The sequence below is a fragment of the Zemynaea arenosa genome (assembly GCF_004614185.1).
Classification (GTDB): domain Bacteria; phylum Pseudomonadota; class Gammaproteobacteria; order Burkholderiales; family Burkholderiaceae_D; genus Telluria; species Telluria arenosa.
This window is the reverse complement of the sequence record NZ_SPVF01000187.1, coordinates 1-20200: the sequence shown is the minus strand read 5'-3', so window position 1 is coordinate 20200 and position 20200 is coordinate 1. Positions and strand designations below refer to the sequence as shown.

The following is a 20200-nucleotide window of genomic DNA, read 5'->3' as shown; positions in this document are numbered from 1 at the left end:
GCGGTCGGGTCGCCGGTGCCGGCGGCGGCGGGAACGCGGGCAATGGGAGCCGCGCCAGTGGCAGCCGGCGCCTGCGTCGCAGCCGTGGATGCGAAGACGGCGCCGGGTTTGGCTGCGGGTGGCTGCACGCGATGCGTATAGCGCCATGCCGCATACGAACCAGCTCCAATCAAGGCCACCAGCGCCACGCCGATCCCGATCGCGCGCACCGGTACGCCGCGCTCGGGCAGCGGCACCGGCTTGACCTGTCCCGGCACACCCTGAGCATCCTGGCCGCCGCGCGCATCCAGGTCCTGCAGCATCTTGTTAATGAGGCTCATCGTGTCAACGCCATCGTCAAACCAGCGGCTGCCGCCAGCAGCGTGAATCCACCGACCGCCCACGGCCACCACACGCGCCGCTTGGTCTCGATGGTGTCGCGCTCCGCATCGGCCACGTGGCGCGCACTGACCTGCTGCTTGCCCTGCCCATACGCCACCATCAGCGCCTTGTGCGCCAGGATATTCACGAGCCGCGGCACCCCGCGGCTGGCCATGAACAACCGCTTTACGGCACCGCGCGCAAACAGCCGGCTCCCCGTGTACCCCGCAATCCGCAAACGGTGGGCGATATAGAACTCCAGATCGTCCTTGGTCAACGGCCCGAGACGGTAATGAAAGGTGATCCGCTGCGCCAGCTGCCGGATCGAATTCAGTTGCAGATGGTCGTCCAATTCGGGCTGCCCAAACAGTACGATCTGCAGCAGCTTGCGCTTCTCGGTTTCGAGATTGGTCAGCAACCTCAGCGCCTCCAGGCTCTCCACAGGAATCGCCTGCGCCTCGTCGAGGCACAGCAGCACCTTCTTGCCCTCCCCCGCCAGCTCCATCAAGCGGTTGGTGATGGACTTGAGCAGCTGGTGCTGGTCGACGTCCTTCTCGAGCGTGATCTCCAGTTCATCCGCCAGCGCGAGCATCAGTGTGCGCGGCTCCAGGTACGGATTCGGAATGTAGGCGGTGACGAATTCGTCCCCCAGCGTCGCCATGAACTTGCGGCACAGGAGCGTCTTGCCGGTTCCGACTTCGCCGATGATCTTGATGAAGCCTTCGCCATTGCGCGCGGCGACGAGGAGCGTGTTCAACGCCTCCTGCGAATGCGGGGCGGTGAAAAAAAAGCTGGTGTCCGGCGTGATCCCGAAAGGCACTTCACGCAGGCCGAAGTGCGCGGTGTACATCAGCGGATTCTCCCGTTCTTCGGGTCCAGCTGGTCGATCCGGCGGCCCGCCTCCAGCAAGTCCGAGTTCCAGTCCGCCGACGCATCGACGATGGTCGGCTTGATCAGCACCACCAGCTCGCGCTTCTGGCTCACCCGCGACTTGTTCTTGAAGAGATTCCCCAGCACCGGCACGTTGCCCACGCCCGGCACCTGGTCGGTGCCGTCGTTGGTCGCCTGGCGCATCAAGCCACCGATGGCCACCACATGCCCATCCTGCCCGCGCACCACGCTGTCGATCTCCGAAGTATTCGACGCTGCCAGCGGCAGCGTGAGATTGCCCATGCTGCCGAGGCTCAGCTGCTTGGTCACCGTCGTCACCTGGCTCACCGACGGATGCACGTGCAGCAGGATGTTCCCGCGCTCGTCGATCTGCGGCGTCACATCCAGCACCACGCCGGAGAAGAACGGCGCCACCGTCACACTCGGCGTGACCACGTTGCCCGTGCTGGTGCTGTTGGTCGTGGTCTGGATGCCGACCACATAGAATTCGTCGGTACCGATCTTCAGCACCGCCTTCTGGTTATTCACCGTGGCGATGCGGGGGCTGGACAGCACATGCACCGTGCCCTGCGACTCGAGCAGCGAAATCAGTGCTGCGAAGTTATTGGTCTGCAGCGCGAGTCCGAACAGCGCGTTGGCCGAATTTGCCGCATTCGCCAGAGAGAAGCCGGTCGATGCGGTCAGCTGGCCGTTGGAGATGTTGGGTGGCTGGCCACCCGCAAACGGCAGTGGCGTCAAGCCCGCGCCGGGCTGCACGAAGCCGGTGGCCACGCGGTTGTCCGGCCCCATGCTGATGGACGCGAACGAGGCCCAGTTGATCCCGCTCTGGAAGTTCTCGTTCAGTTCCACTTCCAGGATCTTCGCTTCCAGGATCACCTGGCGCTCTACGGCCAACTGGGTCGCCTGCAGATACTGGCCGACGTCCCGCAGCTCGCCCGGCATCGCCTTGACGATGATGACCCCCGACTGCGGGCTGATGACCACACTGCGCCCATCCTTGTTGCCGACGATGGCTTCCAGCGCGGTGCGCAGGTCCTGCCAGAAGTCGGCGCGCGATCCGGTGGACACATTCGTGCTGTCCAGGACTTGCGCCACCCCGCCACTCTGCTGCGGGCTGCCCTGCCCCTGGTTCTGCTGCTGGTTCTGCTGCCCGCCGCCCTGGAGCGATTGGTTCTGCGACCCCGCGCTGCCGTTGTTCGGCGCGTAGCTGCCCACCGACGTCGAAGCCACGCGCGTATTGGACACGCCATTGCGCTGCCCGACCAGGTAGTTCACCTTGAACATCTTGGTCTGCATCGTCAGAGGCTTGATATAAATACGCGTGCCGTCGATGCGGTAATCGTACCCATACAGTTCGCGGATCGCGTCCAGCGCCTCGGTGATGGTCACGTCCTTCAGGTTGGCCGAGATATGGCCGGAAACGTCCGGCGCCACCAGCATGTTATAGCGCGTGCCCGCCACCAGCGAATTGAAGAACTGCTGCGCGGGCACGTTGTTGAAGGCGACGTTGAAGCGCTCTTCCAGCGCGGGGCGGGCCTTGGGCAGCTGGCTGGCCAGCGCCTCCGGCGGCGGCAGCAGCGCCTTGTTGACCGCGTCGTCCAGCGAGGCCGCGCTGGCTGGCTGCGTGGCGCCCTTGGCCACCTCCTGCTTGATCTTGTCGTACGTGTCCCGGTGCTCCGGGCTACTGCAGGCTGCCAGCGCCACCGCGCCAGCCACCAGGATCGCGATCGATTTCATGCTCATTTCTTTTTCCGTTGCCCGGCGCCTGCCGGAGTGTCCGATGCGGGGAACAGCCTGAGAACCGTTCGCTGGCTGCCGCGCGTGAGCACGGCTTCCGTTTCGGAGACGCTTGCCAGCACGGCGCCTTTATAGGTCTGGCCGACGCGAACCATCTCGCCGTCGATGATGGCTACCTTCCGATGCGGCGATATCAGCACCGATTGTAGCGTGGGCCCGGACGGGGGTGGGGTCTGGGAGACGACGCGCCCGGCCGCCGCATCCAGCACCTCTTGCGGGGGCTGGGTGGGGTCGGTCAGTTGTGCGGATGCCGGCGCCATGATGGCGGCGGCGATCGGGAGCGCGTAAAGAATCTTCATAGCTGAATCCACTTGCGGTCGAGGCTCAGCGTGTACAGCGTGAGCGTCAGGCGCGCATTCGGGTAGTCCTGCGCATTCAGCTCGGCGCGGCCCCAGTAGAACTGGGTCGGCATGCTTTCCAGTGCGGTCATGTAGTCGACCATGTCCAGGTAGCTGCCCTGGACGGTGATCTCGACGCCATGCCGGTACAGGATTTCGGGGACTTTCACCGCCGGCGCAGCTGCGACCGCGGGGACTCCGGGAGCCGGAGGCACCAGCGCAGGCGGTACCACAGGCAGCAGGCGGCCCGCCACTGAGGTGTCGTCCGCACCGCGCAGCGCCGATTCGGCCGCCGCTTCGGACAAGCCGGACACCGGCAGATTTTTCAGCGAGACGAGCTTCAATTTGCCGTTGGCGCGCAGGATACTCTCCAGCAGAGGCACGATGCGGTCCGGCGGCACCAGCCCATGCTGCAGCCCGCGCAACGCATCGGTCACGCGTGCAGCCTCGGTCTTGGCCGCGGTGAGGCGGGTGCGCGCGGACGCATCGGGGTCCTGCGAATACGCGGCCATGCGGCCCACGATCTCCGCGTCGATGCCGGCGATGTTGTTCTGCTGCTGGGAGATGGTCTGCTTGAGTGCCGCCTGCTTCTGGTACAGCGGCGCGAGCATCGTCATGTACAGCACAAAGCAGAGGAACACCGCACTGCCCGCGAACAGGTAGATCCGCTCGCGCAACGTGAGCACGTCGATCCGCAGTTCCAGCTTGAGGAGGCGTTCCTTCATTGTCCCGCCTCCGCAGCCGTGCCCGCACCCGCGGCCTGCAGGTTGAACTCCACGTAAGGTACACGCGGGCCGCTCGCCGCCGCGGCATTCTTGTCCGGTTGGCCGATCTGCAGGCTGCCGAAGTTCCGGCCACGCAGGATGTCTTCCTTGGCCAGGCGGCCGATGTAGGTGGGGACCAGCGACGGTTCCAGCGCGCGGCCACGCAGGCCGATCTCGGTGCCCGCACCTGCGATGCTCACGCCGGTCAGCCACAGGCCCGCCATGTCTTCCCGCGCGAAGGCGCGGAAGTAGGAGGCATAGCCCTGGGTGCTGCCAAAGTCGCCGCGCTGGAGGACGCCTTCGACGCCGCGCAGTGCGGCCAGCTGGGCCTCGGCCTCCGCGGCCTGGGTCTCGACGGCGGGATTTTTCTGGCGCGGTGCGAACTGGGTGGTGGCCGTCGCAAGCCGCTGCTTGCGCTCTTCCAGCTGGGCGGACTGGCGGTCGGCCTGCTGCTGCAACTGCACCAGCTGCCGCTGGCCCGCAAAGGACAGCAGGAACATCCCGAACACCAGCACGGCCAGCGCCTGCCCCATCGCGCGCGCGGTGAAGACCTTCTTCTGGCGCAGGAAGACCGGGTTGAAGAGGTTGATCTGCTGGCTCACAGCGCGACCTCCTCGTGGCGCAGCGCGGCGCCAAGCGTCATGAAGAAGCGCTGCTGCATGGCCTTGTCCTGCAGCTCCGGCAGGGCATCGAAGTCCAGCACCGCCGCCAGGTCCATGCTTACCACGGGCGTGTACAGGTTACTGGAGAGGTATTCCTCCAGCCCCTGCACCACGGTGGGCGCGAGTACCAGCTTGGCCAGGCTGAGATAGGAGAACTGGCGGTCGAAGTGATCGAGGGAGCGCTGGAGTTCGAGCGTGATGCGGTCGAACATGGCGTTGCGGCGGTCGTAGTCGTCCGACGTCAGCGCCTCCATCGAGATATCGATGCGGCGCGCCAGATGCAGTTCGCCCGCGTAGGTCACGGTCAGCAGGCCGCCGTCATCGGACAGCGACAGCATCGCCAGCGCCCTGCCCTCCGGCTCCACCAGCGCGGCCACGTTCCGCTGCGCCATCTCGGGAATGTCGATGATCGAGAGCGGCACCTTGGCGTCCGCGAACAGGTCCTGGCGCGACTTGACCAGCGCATTGCGCGCGGCGATGGCGAACATGTTATGGGTGCGGCCCGCGCCGTTCCTGTCGACGGGGACATCGAGGACGTCGATGGTCGCGTCGTCGATATGAAAGTCGAGCATGTCTTTGAGGCGCCAGCGCACTGCCGTCTTTAATTCGTCCGGCGGGACGTTGGGCGCTTCCACGGACAGGATCTGGTATTGGGTCCCGGCGAGGACGGTTCCGCAGGTGTACCCCGCGGCGCGCAGCTCCTTGCCGATTTTTTCGAAGCCGTCGGCGTCGAGGGTGGGCAGCGGGAAGAAACGGGCCAGTTCGACGACCGGCCGGGCACCGGTGACACGGCGGACGATGGCGGAAAGAACGCCATCGGCAGGGAAAGCGAATGCCAGCAATCCGTCGTTTGTTTTCGCTTTCCTGAAAAAACGCATGCCCGGGTCAGTTTTTAAGCAACTAAGTTAGCAACTAAGTGAAGAAATCACGGTAGATGATTGATTCTGTTGAGTTTCCCACAGAATGTCACATTATTGCAGCGGTTTTGTCTCCGTGGCAATAAAAAATATGTGAAGTATGGCGGAAACGCGTCAATATGCCTCGCGAATATAGATCACCGGCGACTTGCGGATGCCGAAGACCAGCGTACCCGGAACGCTGGCCAGGTAGGCGTTCAACGCGCTGTTGACCACCGTGGCAACCGTGGTGCCGACTTTGAACGGTGCGGTGAGGGTGAAGTTCCCCTTCCCTTGCGAGACGGTGACCGCGGTGGTGGCGGTGGGCGTCACCGGGTTCGGGCAAGTGAGCTGCTTCTGGCAGCTGGTGTAGCCGATGTCGGCGGCGGGAGCCAGCGTGGTGCCGCTATCGAAGTCGCTGGTGTACCAGCCCTTGTCGGCGCCCATGTAGTACTCGGTCGTGAAACGCACCGGCATCGGCAGGCGTTCGGGACCTGTGTTGCCGACGATCCGAATCTGCCCTTTCACAGCCTTCACGCCCGCTTCCAGCGCCGTGTACTCGGACTGGCCGGACGCATTGTTGCGGGTCGCGCTGGTGCTCAAGATGGTGCTGCTGTTAATGGACGTCCACTGCCGCTGCGCCCGCACGAAGAACTCGACGGGCGTCGGCGTGGGTGGCGGCGTGCCGGCCGGAGTCGGGATCACGTACTTGGACAAGGCCGTCGCCGTGCCGCCCTGCTGGTCCGCCGCCGTCGCGAACGCGGTGGACGGCACGATCGCGGTGGTTCCGGCGTTGACCGTGAAGGTCCCGGCCACCGCGCTACCCGCCCCCAGGGTCGTGAACGGGCCGAGTGTCACGTCCTCGGCAAAGCGGCCCCGGTACCCGTTAGCCAGCGTGGGCGGCGATGTATCGCCCGGTGCCTGGTACAGCAGCGCGCGCACATTGACATTGAAAGGCTGGCCGCTGTACACCACGCCCGTCACGTTGGTGGAGCAGGCCACCCGGATCGTGCAGATATAGGGAGCGAGGTTCGATGCCGGCGCAATGCTCGTCATGAAGCGCGCGGGAACGAAGCGGCCGACGTTCGAAGGGAGGCTCGGCACCTCAGGCGATGTCTCGAGGTAGTTGCCCAGCGCGTTCCTGGCCTTGAGCTTGATGATGCCCACGCCGTTCCAGGTGAAGCCGGTGCCTTTCGAAGCACCGTTCACGATAGGCTGCCAGGTCCCGCCCTGCAATGCGGGCAGCGGCGTGGGGTTGTTGATATCGCCGACCATCTCCCAGAACGGTTTCGGATTCACCGTACCGTACGCAGGATCGTCGGCAGATTCCGGCGGGGTGATGACGAAGGAATCAGGCGTATCCTCGCGCCCGAAGTTCGGCGTGACCGTGGTCATATCGGTGGCCAGTGCCGCCACCGTCACCTCGAACGTGTCCGCTCCTGCGCGCAGGAAGGCGAGCGTGAGTGACGTGTAGGTCGCCGTACCAGTCGGCACCACCAGCTGCCGCGCCGCCGGATTAAGCGCGCCATCGCTGCTGCGCTTGATCTCGGAGAAGCCGATCCAAGCTGGCCGCACCACGAAGGCGCCGGACGTGACGAGCATGTTGGCACTGCCGTCATACATCGAGAACGTTACGTTCCCCACATCCATATAGCGGAAGGCAAAGGCCACGTTGGCCGTGGGCTGGTTGGCCGCGAAAGTCAGCGTGACGGCGCTCATCGCTCCCGTCGATGCCGCCGCCGTCTTGCTCATGCAAAGCGGCAGCGTGTACAGCGAACCGCTGGCCGCCGTCCACGTCGCCTTCACACCCGCATTCGTCGTCGGGTTATTGCAGCGCAGGCCAAAGTACACGCTGCGGTTCGTGGAGGAGGTGCCCAAGGCCGTCGGCACGTTGTTGGACAGCGCCGTGATGTACACCGGTGTCACGCTGTCGCCCGCCGAGATGGTGCTCCAGCTTTTGAGCTGGCATGTCTGCTGCGCGTCGCCGAAGGCTTTGTTGTTCACGCACGGCTTGTCCGTGAAGGCATAGGCCATCGAGGTCATGGTCAGGTTGACCGAGGCCGCGTTGTTGCCCGACAGGTTGTCGAAGTTGGTGCCGCTGACGCTTGCGGTATTGGTGATGGTCCCGCCGAAGATGCCGGTCTGGGTGACATTGATGGTGATGGCCGGGAGCGCGGTACTCGCCGCCACGGGTCCGGGCCGCGTGCACGTCACCGTCTGACCGGCGACGTTGCAGGTCCAGCCTAAACCGCTCGCGCTGGTGATCGACATCGTGTTCGGGATGGTGTCCACCACCGTCACCGTGCCCGGCTCGTCGCTCGGCCCATTGTTGGTCGCGACCAGCGTGAAGCTGTTGGTCTGACCCAGCACCGGGGCGCTGGTCGCCGCAGTGATCTCCATCGCAAAATCGGACACCGGCACGTTGGGCACCGCGATCACCTCGGCCGCCAGGATCACCATGTCCTGGCCGGTCTGGTAGCGTGTGGTGGCCGTGGTCTGGTTGCCCTGGATGGTCGGCGAGCCCACCGTGTAGGCGTCGAAGTCGATACCGTAGGAGGCGTTGTCGCTGGTGATGTTGCTGGATGAGTTGAACTGGTTGTGCGCCGGGTTGTACGAGTCCACCATCTCCACGTTGTTAAACAGGAGGTCCTCGCCGTTGGCCACCAGGGTCGAGTCGCCCTCCCAGGTGATGTGGCCCAGGCGCGCCGTCGCGCCATTCAGATTCGCAGGCGTGCGGAAGTTCGCCAGGTTGATCGTCAGCCCGTTGTACTGGAAGTCCTGGAAGCCCTCGTACAGATTCAGGACGCGAAAGGTCTCGTTCGGGTGCGAGTAGACCACCAGCAGCTGGAAGCCACCGAGGATGCCTTCGACGTCGCAGTAGGCGTTGCTGTTGTTGACCGTCAGGCCGTGGAACTTGTAGGTGCCATTTCCTTTGGCCTGCACTGCGGACGTGACGTCAGCCGCGCCGCCAAAGTAGTAGAACAGCGTGCCGCCGTTGTTGATGGTCGAATAGTAGCGACGCGCAGCCGGTGCAGTGTAGGCCACGCCGTCCATGTAGACGGTGGTGTCTTGCGAGGAGCCGGAGCCGGCCCAGTACAACTGCGCGCTGAGAACCGTGGCGCCGCTCGGAAGGCCGGACAACGTGGCGTTGACGTCAGTGCCGGACGCCGTCACCGCGCACGCATTGCTCTGGTTGGAGCGGGTGCGCATGGTCTTCTGCGTGCCGGTGAAGTTCACCTTGCCCGCGAAGCTCTGGGTGAGCACGACCGGGGTCTCGGCCCGGGCCAGCACGGCCAGGAGCATCAGCACAACGGTCAGGAGCACGCGGGAGATACGCATCATGGTCACGGTGGCGGCATGGAGAACCGGACGTCGACCACGCGCTGCACGTAGTCCGGCGAATTGTTGGCGGGCGCACCGCACGCCGCGGCATTGCAGGCGGTGGACACGATCCGGTAGGTGGTCACGCCCGCCACCACGCCACTGCTGGCCGTGCAGGTGACGGCGACGTTGTAGCCGCTGAGGGTCGACCCGGCGGGCAGGTTGAATTGCGCGTTGGCGCAGGTGTTCAGCACCCGCTGCTGGTACAGGCCCCACTCCGCGCCCGCGCGGGCGGCCTGGTAAGCGCGCGCACTTGCGGCGTCCATCGACGTCGCGGTCTGCGATCCGGCGCTGAGCATGAAGATCGCCACTGCCACCGACATCATCACGGTGAGCAGGAAGATCGCCGCCGGCAGACCAATGCCGCGCTGCGCGTTCATGGCACGAAGAAGGCGGCGGCTCATGGAGAGTTCATCACGTTGATCTGGTGCGTCAGCGCGACCGGAGGGTCGTCCCCGGTCGGCATCTGCAGCGTGAGGCTGAGCGACACCAGGCCGCTGTTGGCCAGGTTGGCGAACGCGGTGTAATCGAAGTTGCAGCCATTGACGCGCTGCGCCAGCGGGCGCCCCACCACGGCCCCTGCCGGGGCGCCCATCGGTGCGATGCCGGTGGTTTCGTAGCGCGTGAGCGTGCCGCTGCCGCGCACTCCGGCCGTACAGACGTACCACACGGTCGATGTGACGACGAAGAAGCGGCTGCCTTCCATCAGCACCGACGGGTTGGCGGCAAACGGATTGGCGGCCAGCAGAACGGTGTTTCCGTTCACGCCCGTCACGCGCGCGGCGTTGGTGGCGGCACCGGCGCCGTAGCTGTAGGCGTCGCCCGGCGTGTAGCCAATGCCATAGTTACCGACCACGATGATGTCGTTGGCGGCGATCGCCTGCGATCCGGTCGGCATGTCGCTGACGACGGTGAACTGGTTGGCGCCCGCGTCCAGTGCGGTCTGCCCGGTCCCGACGCCGTCGGCGGTAGCGAGGTAGCGGCCACCGGACTTCGTCATCAGGAACTGCACGCCCTGCCCGTTGTTGATCACGTTGATGGAGTTGGGCAGCGCGAGGCGGATTTCGCGGCCCATGCGGCGCAGGGTCAGGTCGGCGATGTCCGCGAGCTCCGCGCGGTTGGCGCTGTCGCGGTAGCCCAGTACCGGCATGCGGATGAAGACCGCCACCATGCTGGCCACGATGCCCAGCACCACGATCACGACGATCGCTTCGATCAGGGTGAAGCCGCGCTGTGGGTGTGGTCGCCGCATCCCTCGCCTTACCTCTGGTTGGGCGCGTAGCGCGTACGGTAGCCGTCCAGGACGAAGCTCTCCTGGTCGTAGCTGACGGTGATGGTGATCTTGATGGCGCCGAAGTTGGGAACGGCAGGGTTGCCGAAGCTCTCCTGTACCATGCGCACAGTGGCCGTGTATCCCGCGGTCAGCGGCTTGCCCGCGGCATTCGCCAGCACGCCGCCGCTATCGAAGCCGGGCAACGCGTCGCCGGCGGCGGCGACATAGTCGTTGACGTTGTCGTACGGGCGCGTGATAGTGCCCTCGCGACCGAAAGTCTCGGGCCCGTTCACACAGCCGGTGATGACGCCTGCGGCATCAACCGTTGCGGTGTCGAAGCCTGGATCGGTGGGGTCACACAGCGTGTAGCCCGCCCCCTGAACCTCCTCCATCAACTGCTCGGCAATCATGATGGCCTGCTTGCGGCGCACCGGGTCCGAGCCTTTGGTCGTCGCCACGCTCATGGCCCCCAGGATGCCTGCCACGCCAACCGACACGATCACGATGAACAGCACCAGCTCGATCATCGTCAGGCCGCGCTGGCGGCGCAGGGCGCGCGGGTGGTCAGAGCGATCAGTGCACATAGCCGGTGCCTGGCTCAACCAGCACCGTGTACGACACACTGCCGTAGCTGGAGGTGAAGTTGATTTGCGAGTAGGTCGATGCCGTCGCCGTGACGGCATCGCGGTAGTCGAATGGCATTCCGCTCGGGCTGAACCAGAAAATTGGACTGGTCGCATTGTATGACACGGTGATGCCAGGCGGCTGGGCTTCGCAGTACCAAGTACTGCTCACGCACTTGCTGGTCGTGCGGCTGGTGCCACTGTTCATGCCGCCGGGTGCTGGTACTTGACTGCTGCAGTTGACCGTGTAGCAGAGGGACACGCGGGCTTCATTGGTCACCAGGTCGGTGGAAAAGGATACGAAGACCGGGCGCTGTTGGGCGATGGCCAACTTCTGGCCGTAGCGCATCAGGGACGCGATGCGGTTGGCGTAGAGTGCGGCGTCGCTTTCCTTGCCGTCGCTGAAACGGCCGATGGCGATGGTCGAGACGATCCCGACCAGGACCATCACCATCACCAGTTCGATCAGCGAGAAGCCAAGCGCACGTCGCATGCAATCACCAAAAGCAAACAGGCCAACAGGATAACCGGTTGGCCTGTCTGGAGTGTAGCTACGATCAGCAGTCGGCTTTGGCCAGCGCCACAGTGTAAGTCGGTGCCGCGCCGGCAGCCGCAGCGGTGTAGGTCACCTTGCAGTTGGCATGGCCGGTGTCGGGGGTCACTGCGCCAGTCGCGACACCTTGGTAGTCGTCCGACGACAGGCCAGCGATCGCGCCGATGTCGGTCGCTTTTGGATAGCCGTTGGTCAGGGTGTAGGAGGCGCCTTCGATCGTCACCGCGCCGGTCGACGGCGAGCCGGCGATCAAGAAGGCGGCGTGGGCGCTGGCGGCAGCGCTCTTCATCGCGCCTGCGGCAGCCTGCATTTTGGCGATGCGTGCGTCGGTCGACATGTCATTGAACTTCGGCAGCGCGGTGGCCGCCATGATGCCCAGGATCACGATCACAACGATCAGTTCGATGAGGGTGAAACCGCCTTGCTGGCCTTTGAAATTCTGCTTATTCATTACAAAACTCTCCAATTATCTAACGCGCGGTCGGCGCAAAGTATTAGCTGGTTACGTCAACTTGGGTTAAGACCACACCTGCGTTTATCCCCGGTGCGTCGGATGGCTTGGCATTGTTCTGAGGCAAGCGAAGAAATTTTACCTTGAACTTCAGCAAGTTCGGGTTCCCATCTGAAAAAAAATTACGATGATTTAACAAATAGACCAGTGATCTGTCACTTTTATCGTACAGCCAGACGCCCCGCGGCAATTTTTCGATGTCAGGCGAATAATATTCGCCGATGTAATTGGTCGGGATCCGGTCCAGGAAGCTCAGCGGATTCATGTTGGCCAGCCGTTCCAGGTCGCCGGCGTTCTGCGCCAACCCGGCCCGGGCATACAGCCCGGTGCGCATGTTGGACACGGTCTGCTGCACCTGCACCCGCTCAGCCTGCATCCGGTAGAACAGCAGCCGGTTGCCCAGCACGCCCAGCAGAATCAGAAACACGCACAGGCACACCGCCAGCTCCAGCAGCGTGAATCCCCGGCAGCGTGCCTGCTTCATATTATTTGTTCGGCAGCGCCGCCCGCCCCAGATCCCAGATCGGCAGGAAGATACCGAGCGCCAGGATCAACACCAGGATGCCCAGGAACACGATGAGGATCGGCTCGATCTGCGCCGACAGCGTCTTCAGCTCATAGTCCACCTCGCGCTCGTACATGTGCGCGATTTCGTCCATCAGCTCGTCGAGCGAACCGGTCTCCTCGCCCACCGCGATCATCTGCAGCACGATGGGCGTGAACACCCCGGCGGCCACCGAGGTGCGCAGGATCGACTCGCCGCGCTCCACGCCATCGCGCATCTGTTCGATACGGGCCGAGAGGTAGGCGTTGTCCGCGGTCTGCGACACCACCGTCAGCGCCTGCACGATCGGCACGCCGCTGCGCGAGGACAGCGCGAAGCTGCGCGCGAAGCGGGCCATGGTCGCTTTCAGCACGATCTTGCCGGCGATAGGAATGCGCAGCTTGGCCTTGTCCCAGCTGAAGCGCCCCGCGGGCGTCCCGATCCACCAGCGGAAGCCGACGACGGCCGCGATCACGGCGCCCAGCATGACGGGCCAGGCATGGATCATGAAATTGGAGGTTGCGATCAGCATGCGCGTGACCAGCGGCAGCTGGGCATGCAGCGAATTGAAGACGTTCGCGAACTGCGGAATCACGAACACGTTGACGATGACCACTGCGATCACCATCGCCGCCATCACGAAGCTCGGGTAGCGCAGCGCGCTTTTGACCCGGTCGCGCATGTCGCGCTCGAATTCGATATGGCTGTTCAGGCGCAGGAACACTTCATCCAGCCGCCCCGTGAGCTCACCCACGCGGACCATGGCGAGGTAAAAGTTATCGAAGACGGCCGGGTGGCGGCGCATCGCCGCCGAGAGCTCGCGCCCTGAATCGAGCGCCTCGCGCAGGTCGCGGATCACGCGCGCGAAGGCCTTGTTGATCGCCGATTCCTGCAGCCCGGAGAGCCCGCGCATGATCGGCACGCCGGACTTGAGCAGGGTGTACATCTGGCGGCTGAACAGCTGCACGTCCAGCGTGGTCGGCTTGCGCTCTGTGAGCCGTTCCCACCAGCCCTGCCCTTCCCCGCTGCCCTTGGGCGCGGCGGTCTCCTTGATCTCGATGGGCGTGACGCCGGTGCCGAACAGCTGGTCCGCGACGGCCCCGGTGTCGGCCGCTTCCAGCGTCCCCTGCATCAATTCGCCGCGTGCGTTGCGGCCCCGGTAGGCGAAGAACGGCACCCGTCAGTCCTTATTCATCCAGCTGGTTGGAGATCCGCATCGCCTCGGCGATGGTGGTGCGGCCCTGGACCGCCAGCTGCACCGCATGGCGGCGCAGGGTTTCTCCCTCCATCTGCGCGTGCGCGGCCTTGAGGAACACGGACGGATCGTGGTGGTTGGCCGCGTTGACCACGGCGCTGGTCATCTCCAGCAGCTCGTACACGCCGGTCCGGCCGCGGTAGCCCATGCCGTTGCAGTGCGAGCAGCCCTTCCCGTGGAAGAAGCGCGTGGCCGCCGCGTGCTCGCCCAGTTCGGGCTTGAGCCATTCCCGCTCGGTCGGCGTCGGGTCGTACTCACTAGTACAACTTTCGCAGATCACGCGCACCAGGCGCTGGGCGAGCACCGCCTGCAGCGAACTGCCCACCATATAGCGCGGCACCCCCATGTCCATCAAGCGCAGCGGGGTCGATGCCGCATCGTTGGTGTGCAGCGTGGAGAGCACCAGGTGGCCGGTCATGGCGGCGCGCAGGCCGATGGCTGCGGTTTCCTGGTCGCGCATCTCGCCCACCAGCACGATGTCCGGGTCCTGGCGCAGTGCGGAGCGCAGCACGCGGGCAAACGAGAGCTCGATCTTCTCGTTGACCTGCACCTGGTTGATGCCGGGGAGCCGGTATTCGACCGGGTCCTCGACGGTGATCAGCTTCTTCTCGACCGAATTCAGCTCGGACAGCGCGGAATACAGCGTGGTCGTTTTACCGGAACCCGTGGGCCCTGTCACCAGCACCAGACCATTCGGCCGGGCGACAATGGAGCGGAAGCGGTCCACCAGCTTGGGCGGCATGCCGATGGCGTCCAGCCGCAGCGTAGTGCCGCCCTGGTTCAGCAGACGCATGACCACCGATTCGCCATACTGGGTCGGCATGGTGGAAATACGCACGTCCACCCGGTTGGTGCGCACCTTGATGACGAAGCGGCCGTCCTGCGGCAGGCGCTTTTCGGAGATATCCAGGTCGGACATCAGTTTCAAACGCAGGGCCAGCGGCGTCGCGATACGGATGTCGGCCTCGGTCTGCAGGTGCAGCACGCCGTCGATGCGGAAGCGGATCTGCAGGCGCGACTCCTGCGGCTCGATGTGGATGTCCGAGGCGCGCACCTGCACCGCGTCGTCGAACACCGACTGCAGCAGCTTGACGATCGGCGCCTCTTCCAGCCCCGGGTTGGCGGCCAGGTTGCCGAAATCGACAAAGCTGTCTCCCAGGTCCTGCTCCAGCTCGCGCGCGGCCTCGGTGATCTCTTCGGTGCGGCGGTAGATGCGGTCGATGGCCGCCAGCACCTCGGTCTCGTTGACCACCGCCAGCTCGATATTGGCCTTGACCAAGCGGGCGATCTCGTCGTACGCGAACAGGTCGGTCGGGTCCGAGAGGCCGATCAGCAGCGCCCCGCGGCGGTCTTCCAGCGCGATGGCGCGAAAGCGGCGTGCGGCCGTCTCCGGCAAACGGCGGACGATCTCGGGATTGGTGTTGTAGAACTTGAGGTTGATGTACGGGATGTTCAGCTGCTTGGCCAGCGCGCCCGAGATCTGCTCCTCGGTGACGAACCCGTTTTCCACGAACACGCGGCCCAGCTTGCGGCCGGTGCGTTTCTGGTCCTGCAGTGCCAGGGACAGCTGTTCTTCCGACAGGAGTTTCTGCTGAACAAGAATTTCACCAAGTCGTACTTTTTCCGGCCGTGCCATGGACACCCTTATCTATATTGACGTGCGCCGGTCATTCTATCCATAAAGTATCTGTGAAACCATCCTTGGGGCGGCCCGGCGATCCAATCGTGTTGTCGCGCTGCATCGGATTGCGCTAGAGTCATTCGCTGCCGATTCCTGATGGACAACATGAGCCCGCCTGCCCTGCGATGTGCCGGGGTTGCCAAGAGCTACCGCCGGATGACCGTGCTGCACGACGCCTCCCTGGAGGTGGGTGCGGGCGAATGCGTGGGCCTGGTGGGCGTGAACGGGGCGGGCAAGACCAGCCTGCTGCGCTGCGTGCTGGACCTGGTGGCGGTCGATCGTGGCACCATCGAGATCTTTGGCATCGACCATCGGCAGCCCACCGCGCGCGCCGCATTGGCCTTTCTGCCGGAGCGCTTTGCCCCGCCCTGGTACATGACGGGTGCCGAATTCATCCGCCATCTGCTGCGCTTGCACGGCCTGGCGCCCGCGCCGGCCGGCGTGGAGGAGGCGCTGCGGTCGCTTGAACTGGACCGGGAGGCACTCCAGCGCCAGGTCCGCCACTATTCCAAAGGGATGACGCAGAAACTCGGCCTGGCCGCTTTCCTGCTCATCGGCAAACCGCTGTGCGTGCTGGACGAGCCGGCGAGCGGTCTCGACCCCAAGGCGCGCGCCCTGTTCAAGGATGCTCTACGGGGGCTAGGCCGGCAAGGCCGCGCCGTGCTGTTCACCTCGCACAACCTGCAGGATGTGGAGGAACTCTGCGACCGCATCGTGGTCCTCCACGGCGGCCACGTGCGATTCAGCGGTACGCCATCCGATTGCCGGGCGCGCTACGATGCCGGATCGCTGGAACAAGCCTTTCTGCGCTGTTTCGAGTGACTCACTGTGTGACTGACATGTACCAGCAACATTTTGGGCTGCGCGAATCGCCGTTCGGGATCACGCCTGACCCCACATATTTTTTCTCCGGCAACGCGCGCGGCGATATGCTGCATGCGCTGCTGTACGCGGTCGAGCATGGCGAGGGCATCATCAAGGTGACGGGGGAAGTCGGCAGCGGCAAGACCATGCTGTGCCGGATGCTCGAATCGCACCTGCCCGCGCGCATCGATGTCATCTACCTGGCCAACCCGACGCTGGACCCACGCGAAGTCGTGTACGCAATTGCGGCCGAGCTCGGCCTCAACACGCACGGCCTGCGCATCGACGAGGTGCACCGCAGCCTGCAGATCGAACTGATCGCACGCCACGCGGCCGGGCACCAGGTGGTGCTGCTGGTCGAGGAAGCGCAGGCCATGCCACTGGAGACGCTGGAGGAGATCCGCCTGCTGTCCAACCTCGAGACCACGCGCCATAAGCTGCTGCAAATCGTCCTGTTCGGCCAGCCCGAGCTGGATGCGAGCCTCAAGCTGCCGCACATGCGCCAGCTGAAGGAACGCATCGCGCACAGCTTCGTGGTGCCGCCGATGGAGCCGTCCGTCATCCCCGAGTTCATTGCCTTCCGCCTGCGCGCGGCAGGCTACCGGGGCCCGGAGGTGTTCCACACGCACGCCACGCGCCAGATCGCCAAGGCCTCGCGCGGCATCGTCCGCCGCATCAACATCCTGGCCGACAAGGCCATGATGGCCGCCTTTGCCGAGGACGCGCCGCGGGTCGAAGCGCGCCACGCGCAGGCCGCCATCCGCGACTGTGCCTACGACCAGCCGCTGCGCGCGCGCGACCTCGCGCTGCCCGCCGTGATGGGCGCCGTCGCCTGCGTCTGCTTAGCGTGGATGACGCTTGGACCCTAGCACGATTGAGCTCCGCTCATTTGCTGAGTTGTTGTTTTTCCGCCATCATCGACGCCATGATTACCCTTAAAAATCACACGCTGCCGGGACTGTTTGCATGCGGTCTGCTGGCCGCGTGCGCGACCCCGCAGCTGCCTGGCTCCATGGGTCATGTGACCGAGCCGCCGCGGGTCGCCGGGAGCATCCCGGAGCCTGTGACGGACGCGCCGCTGCCGCCGCCGACCGCGGCGCCGAAGCAGGAAACCTACAGTGTCAGCGTCACCAATGTGTCCGTGCAGTCGGTGCTGTTCGCGCTCGCGCGGGACGCCGGAATGAATGTGGACATCCACCCCAGCATCCAGGGCAACGTGACCCTGAATGCTCTGGACCAGACCCTGCCCCAGCTGCTGGGCCGCATCGCGCGGCAGGTGGACCTGCGCTGGGAGATCGACAAGGGCACGCTCACCGTGCTGCCGGATACGCCGTACTGGAAGAACTACAAGGTCGACTACGTGAACATGGCGCGCACCACCAACAGCGCCATCAACATCGCCACCCAGATTTCGACCACGGGCGGCGGCGCGACCACGACCCAGACGCAGCCCTCGGGCCAGACCACCACCAGCGTGAGCCCGGCGGGCAGCGGCAACAACAACTCCACCACGGAGGTGATGAACAAGTCGGAGAACAACTTCTGGGCCAACCTGGAACGCAACGTGCGGGACATGCTGCGCGAGACCACGCTGAACGATCCGCTCACCGCGATCAATGCGCGCACGCCGCCGACCGGGACCAGCGGGCAGTTGCTGGCGCCCGTGAGCCAGGCGGGCGGCAGCGGTGCGTCTTCAGGCGGCGGCAGCGCGCCGCAGGGATCGGGCCTGAACATTCCGGCGGCGCCGGCGCAGACCACGCCGCCGGACAACGTGCTGGCGGCCTTCGGCGGCAACAGCGGCACCGGTTCCGCCGCTGGCGGCGCGGGCCAGGAACGCGAGCGCGGCTCGGTGATCATCAACCCGGAGAGCGGGCTGCTGGCGGTGCGGGCGAGCGCGCGCCAGCATGCGCAGATCCAGGAGTATCTCGATACGGTGCTGGCCAGCGCGCGGCGGCAGGTGCTGATCGAAGCGACCGTGATCGAAGTGCGGCTGTCGGACCAATACCAGCAAGGCATCAACTGGTCGCGCCTCAAGGGCACGCTGTCGCTGACGCAGGGCCAGGTCGGCACCCTGCCCTCGGGCGTGGACGTCGGCGCGTCCCCTGGCCTCTTCACCCTCAACTACATCAACCCCACCTCGCGGCTGGGGAACATCAACGCGGCGATCCAGTTGCTGGAGTCCTTCGGCAAGGTCAAGGTGCTGTCCAGTCCCAAGCTCTCGGTGCTGAATAACCAGACCGCGATGCTCAAGGTGGTGGACAACAGCGTGTTCTTCACCATCAAGGTCACGCCCGCGATCATCGGCAGCAACGGGGTGATCTCCACGCCCGCCACTTACGAATCGCAGCTGCAGACGGTGCCAGTCGGCTTCGTGATGAGCGTGACGCCGCAGATCTCGGATAGCGATGAAGTGACCCTCAACGTGCGCCCGACCATCACGCGCATCGTCGGCTTCGAGAACGATCCCAATCCGGCCCTGAAGCAGGCCAACGTGACCTCGCGCGTGCCGATCATCCAGGCGCGCGAAGTGGAATCGGTGCTCAAGGTGTACAGCGGGGATATCTCGATGCTGGGTGGCTTGATGCAGGACTCGGTGGATAACCTGAAGGACGGGATTCCGCTGGTGTCGCGCATTCCGGTGATCGGCAACTTCTTCTCCTACCGGAATGAGAGCAGCAGCAAGACGGAGCTGGTGATCTTCATCCGTCCTGTCGTGGTCAAGAGCGCGAGCATCAACGGGGACTTCCGCAACTACCGCTATCTCCTGCCGGACGAGCGGCCGATCAACGCGGAACCCTACACGGAGTCGCAGAGCGACCCGGCCAGGACCAGGATGCGGCAGCCATGAGCCTCCTGATGCAGGCCTTGCGCAAGGCCGAACGCGCGAAACGCAATCACCCTCAGGTGGAGGGCGATGTGGTCAAGCCGTCGGAGGAATTCGACGACGTGCTGGAGCTGGCGCCGCCCGAGCCGCCGCCGCGCCACGACCGGCGCGCCACCGATCAGCCTTCGATCACGCCGCCGGACGTGGCGCCGGGCCTGACGCTCGCGCCTCTGGACGAACCGGTCACCTACGCCCAGCCGTCCGACTTCGCGCCGCAAGCCGAGGTGACGCCGCACCTCGCCCCACCCGGCCAAGGCTCCGCAAGGGTCCCTGCCAGCGCGCAGCAGATCACCGAACCGGCAGCAGCCGGCAACCGGCAGCCCAGCGCCGGCCCGCTCGCAGCCAGCAGCGGGCAACCCAGCGCCACTCCAGGAGCGCACAGCGGCCCGCAGCAGAGCGCCAAGTCGTCGGCACTGGGCAGGGAACAGCGCACCGACCAGCCGACAGCAACCGGTAACGGGCATCGCAACGCGGCGCCAGCACCCGCGGATACGCGCGATTTCGGCGCGTCCGCCGACTGGACGCTCACAGACGATCGCGCCCCCGAGGAGCCCCCGGGCCACGAGGCGCTGGTCGGCCACGGCCTCACTCCCATCGCGCCGCGGCCGAACCATGACTCGTCTGCGGCCCGCCAGGCCGCATCGATTGGCGCCGACGGCACCCCGTCGGGCCACTCGATGCGCGGCGCAGTCTCCCCGGCAGATTATGCCGAGGACTTCGGTGCCGGTGCCCTGCCAGACAGCCCCGCGCCCGGCAGCGACGACACAGCTGCCACCAGCGCCGCGGGTGTCGGCGCAGACGGCACACCGCTCGGCCACATGGCTTACGGTGCCGCTGCCGGCACCACTGGGCGTGCCGGTAACGCGCAAGGCACCGGCCGCACCGGCAGCACCGGCGGCGCCCGCGGCACGAGAGGTGGCGGC

At 65.3% G+C, this 20200-nt stretch carries 18 protein-coding genes and 2 pseudogenes; 4 read left to right on the top strand and 16 right to left on the bottom strand.

Going from position 1 to position 20200, the window contains the following annotated elements; translation table 11 throughout:
* From E4L96_RS14855 to E4L96_RS14780, 16 genes and pseudogenes are all read right to left on the bottom strand, one after another.
* Positions 1 to 320 (bottom strand): annotated as a pseudogene (locus E4L96_RS14855) (hypothetical protein); the annotation flags it as partial.
* A complete protein-coding gene (locus tag E4L96_RS14850) occupies positions 317 to 1210 on the bottom strand; it encodes an ExeA family protein (protein ID WP_135208002.1) in 894 nt (297 codons plus the stop codon). The pseudogene E4L96_RS14855 and the gene E4L96_RS14850, both read right to left, overlap by 4 nt.
* Entirely contained in the window at positions 1210 to 2994 is a 1785-nt protein-coding gene (locus E4L96_RS14845) for a secretin GspD/PilQ domain-containing protein (protein WP_441359654.1), read from the bottom strand. Before E4L96_RS14845 ends, E4L96_RS14850 begins: the two co-directional genes overlap by 1 nt.
* Positions 2991 to 3347, bottom strand: coding sequence for a hypothetical protein (locus E4L96_RS14840; protein ID WP_229414503.1), 357 nt, complete (start codon positions 3345 to 3347; stop codon positions 2991 to 2993). Before E4L96_RS14840 ends, E4L96_RS14845 begins: the two co-directional genes overlap by 4 nt.
* Entirely contained in the window at positions 3344 to 4111 is a 768-nt protein-coding gene (locus tag E4L96_RS14835; RefSeq protein WP_135208000.1) for a type II secretion system protein M, read from the bottom strand. Before E4L96_RS14835 ends, E4L96_RS14840 begins: the two co-directional genes overlap by 4 nt.
* The gene (locus tag E4L96_RS14830; RefSeq protein WP_135207999.1) at positions 4108 to 4752 is read right to left on the bottom strand and encodes a hypothetical protein; all 645 of its coding nucleotides are present in this window, start codon (positions 4750 to 4752) and stop codon (positions 4108 to 4110) included. The genes E4L96_RS14835 and E4L96_RS14830 overlap by 4 nt, the downstream gene beginning before the upstream one ends.
* Positions 4749 to 5654 carry a type IV pilus biogenesis protein PilM gene (locus E4L96_RS14825; RefSeq protein WP_307721646.1) on the bottom strand — a complete coding sequence of 302 codons (906 nt, stop codon included), beginning with the start codon at positions 5652 to 5654 and terminating at the stop codon, positions 4749 to 4751. The genes E4L96_RS14830 and E4L96_RS14825 overlap by 4 nt, the downstream gene beginning before the upstream one ends.
* A gap of 189 nt (positions 5655 to 5843) precedes the next feature.
* Positions 5844 to 9050 (bottom strand): DUF11 domain-containing protein, encoded by a 3207-nt coding sequence (locus tag E4L96_RS14820; protein ID WP_135207997.1) that lies wholly within the window; start codon positions 9048 to 9050, stop codon positions 5844 to 5846.
* A 2-nt stretch (positions 9051 to 9052) separates the two neighbouring features.
* The gene (locus tag E4L96_RS14815; RefSeq protein WP_135207996.1) at positions 9053 to 9493 is read right to left on the bottom strand and encodes an agglutinin biogenesis protein MshP; all 441 of its coding nucleotides are present in this window, start codon (positions 9491 to 9493) and stop codon (positions 9053 to 9055) included.
* A complete protein-coding gene (locus tag E4L96_RS14810; RefSeq protein ID WP_135207995.1) occupies positions 9490 to 10341 on the bottom strand; it encodes a prepilin-type N-terminal cleavage/methylation domain-containing protein in 852 nt (283 codons plus the stop codon). The genes E4L96_RS14815 and E4L96_RS14810 overlap by 4 nt, the downstream gene beginning before the upstream one ends.
* 8 nt (positions 10342 to 10349) lie before the next feature.
* Complete coding sequence (locus E4L96_RS14805) at positions 10350 to 10946, bottom strand: type IV pilus modification PilV family protein (protein WP_167758699.1); 597 nt, start codon at positions 10944 to 10946, stop codon at positions 10350 to 10352.
* A complete protein-coding gene (locus E4L96_RS14800; protein WP_135207993.1) occupies positions 10936 to 11478 on the bottom strand; it encodes a pilus assembly FimT family protein in 543 nt (180 codons plus the stop codon). The genes E4L96_RS14805 and E4L96_RS14800 overlap by 11 nt, the downstream gene beginning before the upstream one ends.
* Positions 11479 to 11542: 64 nt before the next feature.
* Positions 11543 to 11989 (bottom strand): type II secretion system protein, encoded by a 447-nt coding sequence (locus tag E4L96_RS24595; protein ID WP_135207992.1) that lies wholly within the window; start codon positions 11987 to 11989, stop codon positions 11543 to 11545.
* A 43-nt stretch (positions 11990 to 12032) separates the two neighbouring features.
* On the bottom strand, positions 12033 to 12533 hold the full coding sequence (locus E4L96_RS14790) for a type II secretion system protein (protein WP_135207991.1): 501 nt from the start codon (positions 12531 to 12533) through the stop codon (positions 12033 to 12035).
* A gap of 1 nt (position 12534) precedes the next feature.
* Positions 12535 to 13770 carry a type II secretion system F family protein gene (locus E4L96_RS14785; RefSeq protein WP_135207990.1) on the bottom strand — a complete coding sequence of 412 codons (1236 nt, stop codon included), beginning with the start codon at positions 13768 to 13770 and terminating at the stop codon, positions 12535 to 12537.
* A gap of 10 nt (positions 13771 to 13780) precedes the next feature.
* Positions 13781 to 15484, bottom strand: coding sequence for a GspE/PulE family protein (locus E4L96_RS14780; protein WP_135207989.1), 1704 nt, complete (start codon positions 15482 to 15484; stop codon positions 13781 to 13783).
* A gap of 141 nt (positions 15485 to 15625) precedes the next feature.
* Between E4L96_RS14780 and E4L96_RS14775 the strand changes: the two genes are divergently transcribed.
* The 4 genes and pseudogenes from E4L96_RS14775 to E4L96_RS23770 form a co-directional block, all read left to right on the top strand.
* Positions 15626 to 16351, top strand: a complete 726-nt coding sequence (locus E4L96_RS14775) for an ABC transporter ATP-binding protein (protein WP_229414502.1) — start codon at positions 15626 to 15628, stop codon at positions 16349 to 16351.
* A 17-nt stretch (positions 16352 to 16368) separates the two neighbouring features.
* Positions 16369 to 17262, top strand: a complete 894-nt coding sequence (locus E4L96_RS14770; RefSeq protein WP_135207988.1) for an ExeA family protein — start codon at positions 16369 to 16371, stop codon at positions 17260 to 17262.
* A gap of 56 nt (positions 17263 to 17318) precedes the next feature.
* Positions 17319 to 19241: a pilus (MSHA type) biogenesis protein MshL gene (gene mshL / locus E4L96_RS14765; protein ID WP_135207987.1), complete on the top strand. Its 1923-nt coding sequence runs from the start codon at positions 17319 to 17321 to the stop codon at positions 19239 to 19241.
* Positions 19238 to 20200: pseudogene (locus E4L96_RS23770) on the top strand (hypothetical protein); the annotation flags it as partial. The gene mshL and the pseudogene E4L96_RS23770, both read left to right, overlap by 4 nt.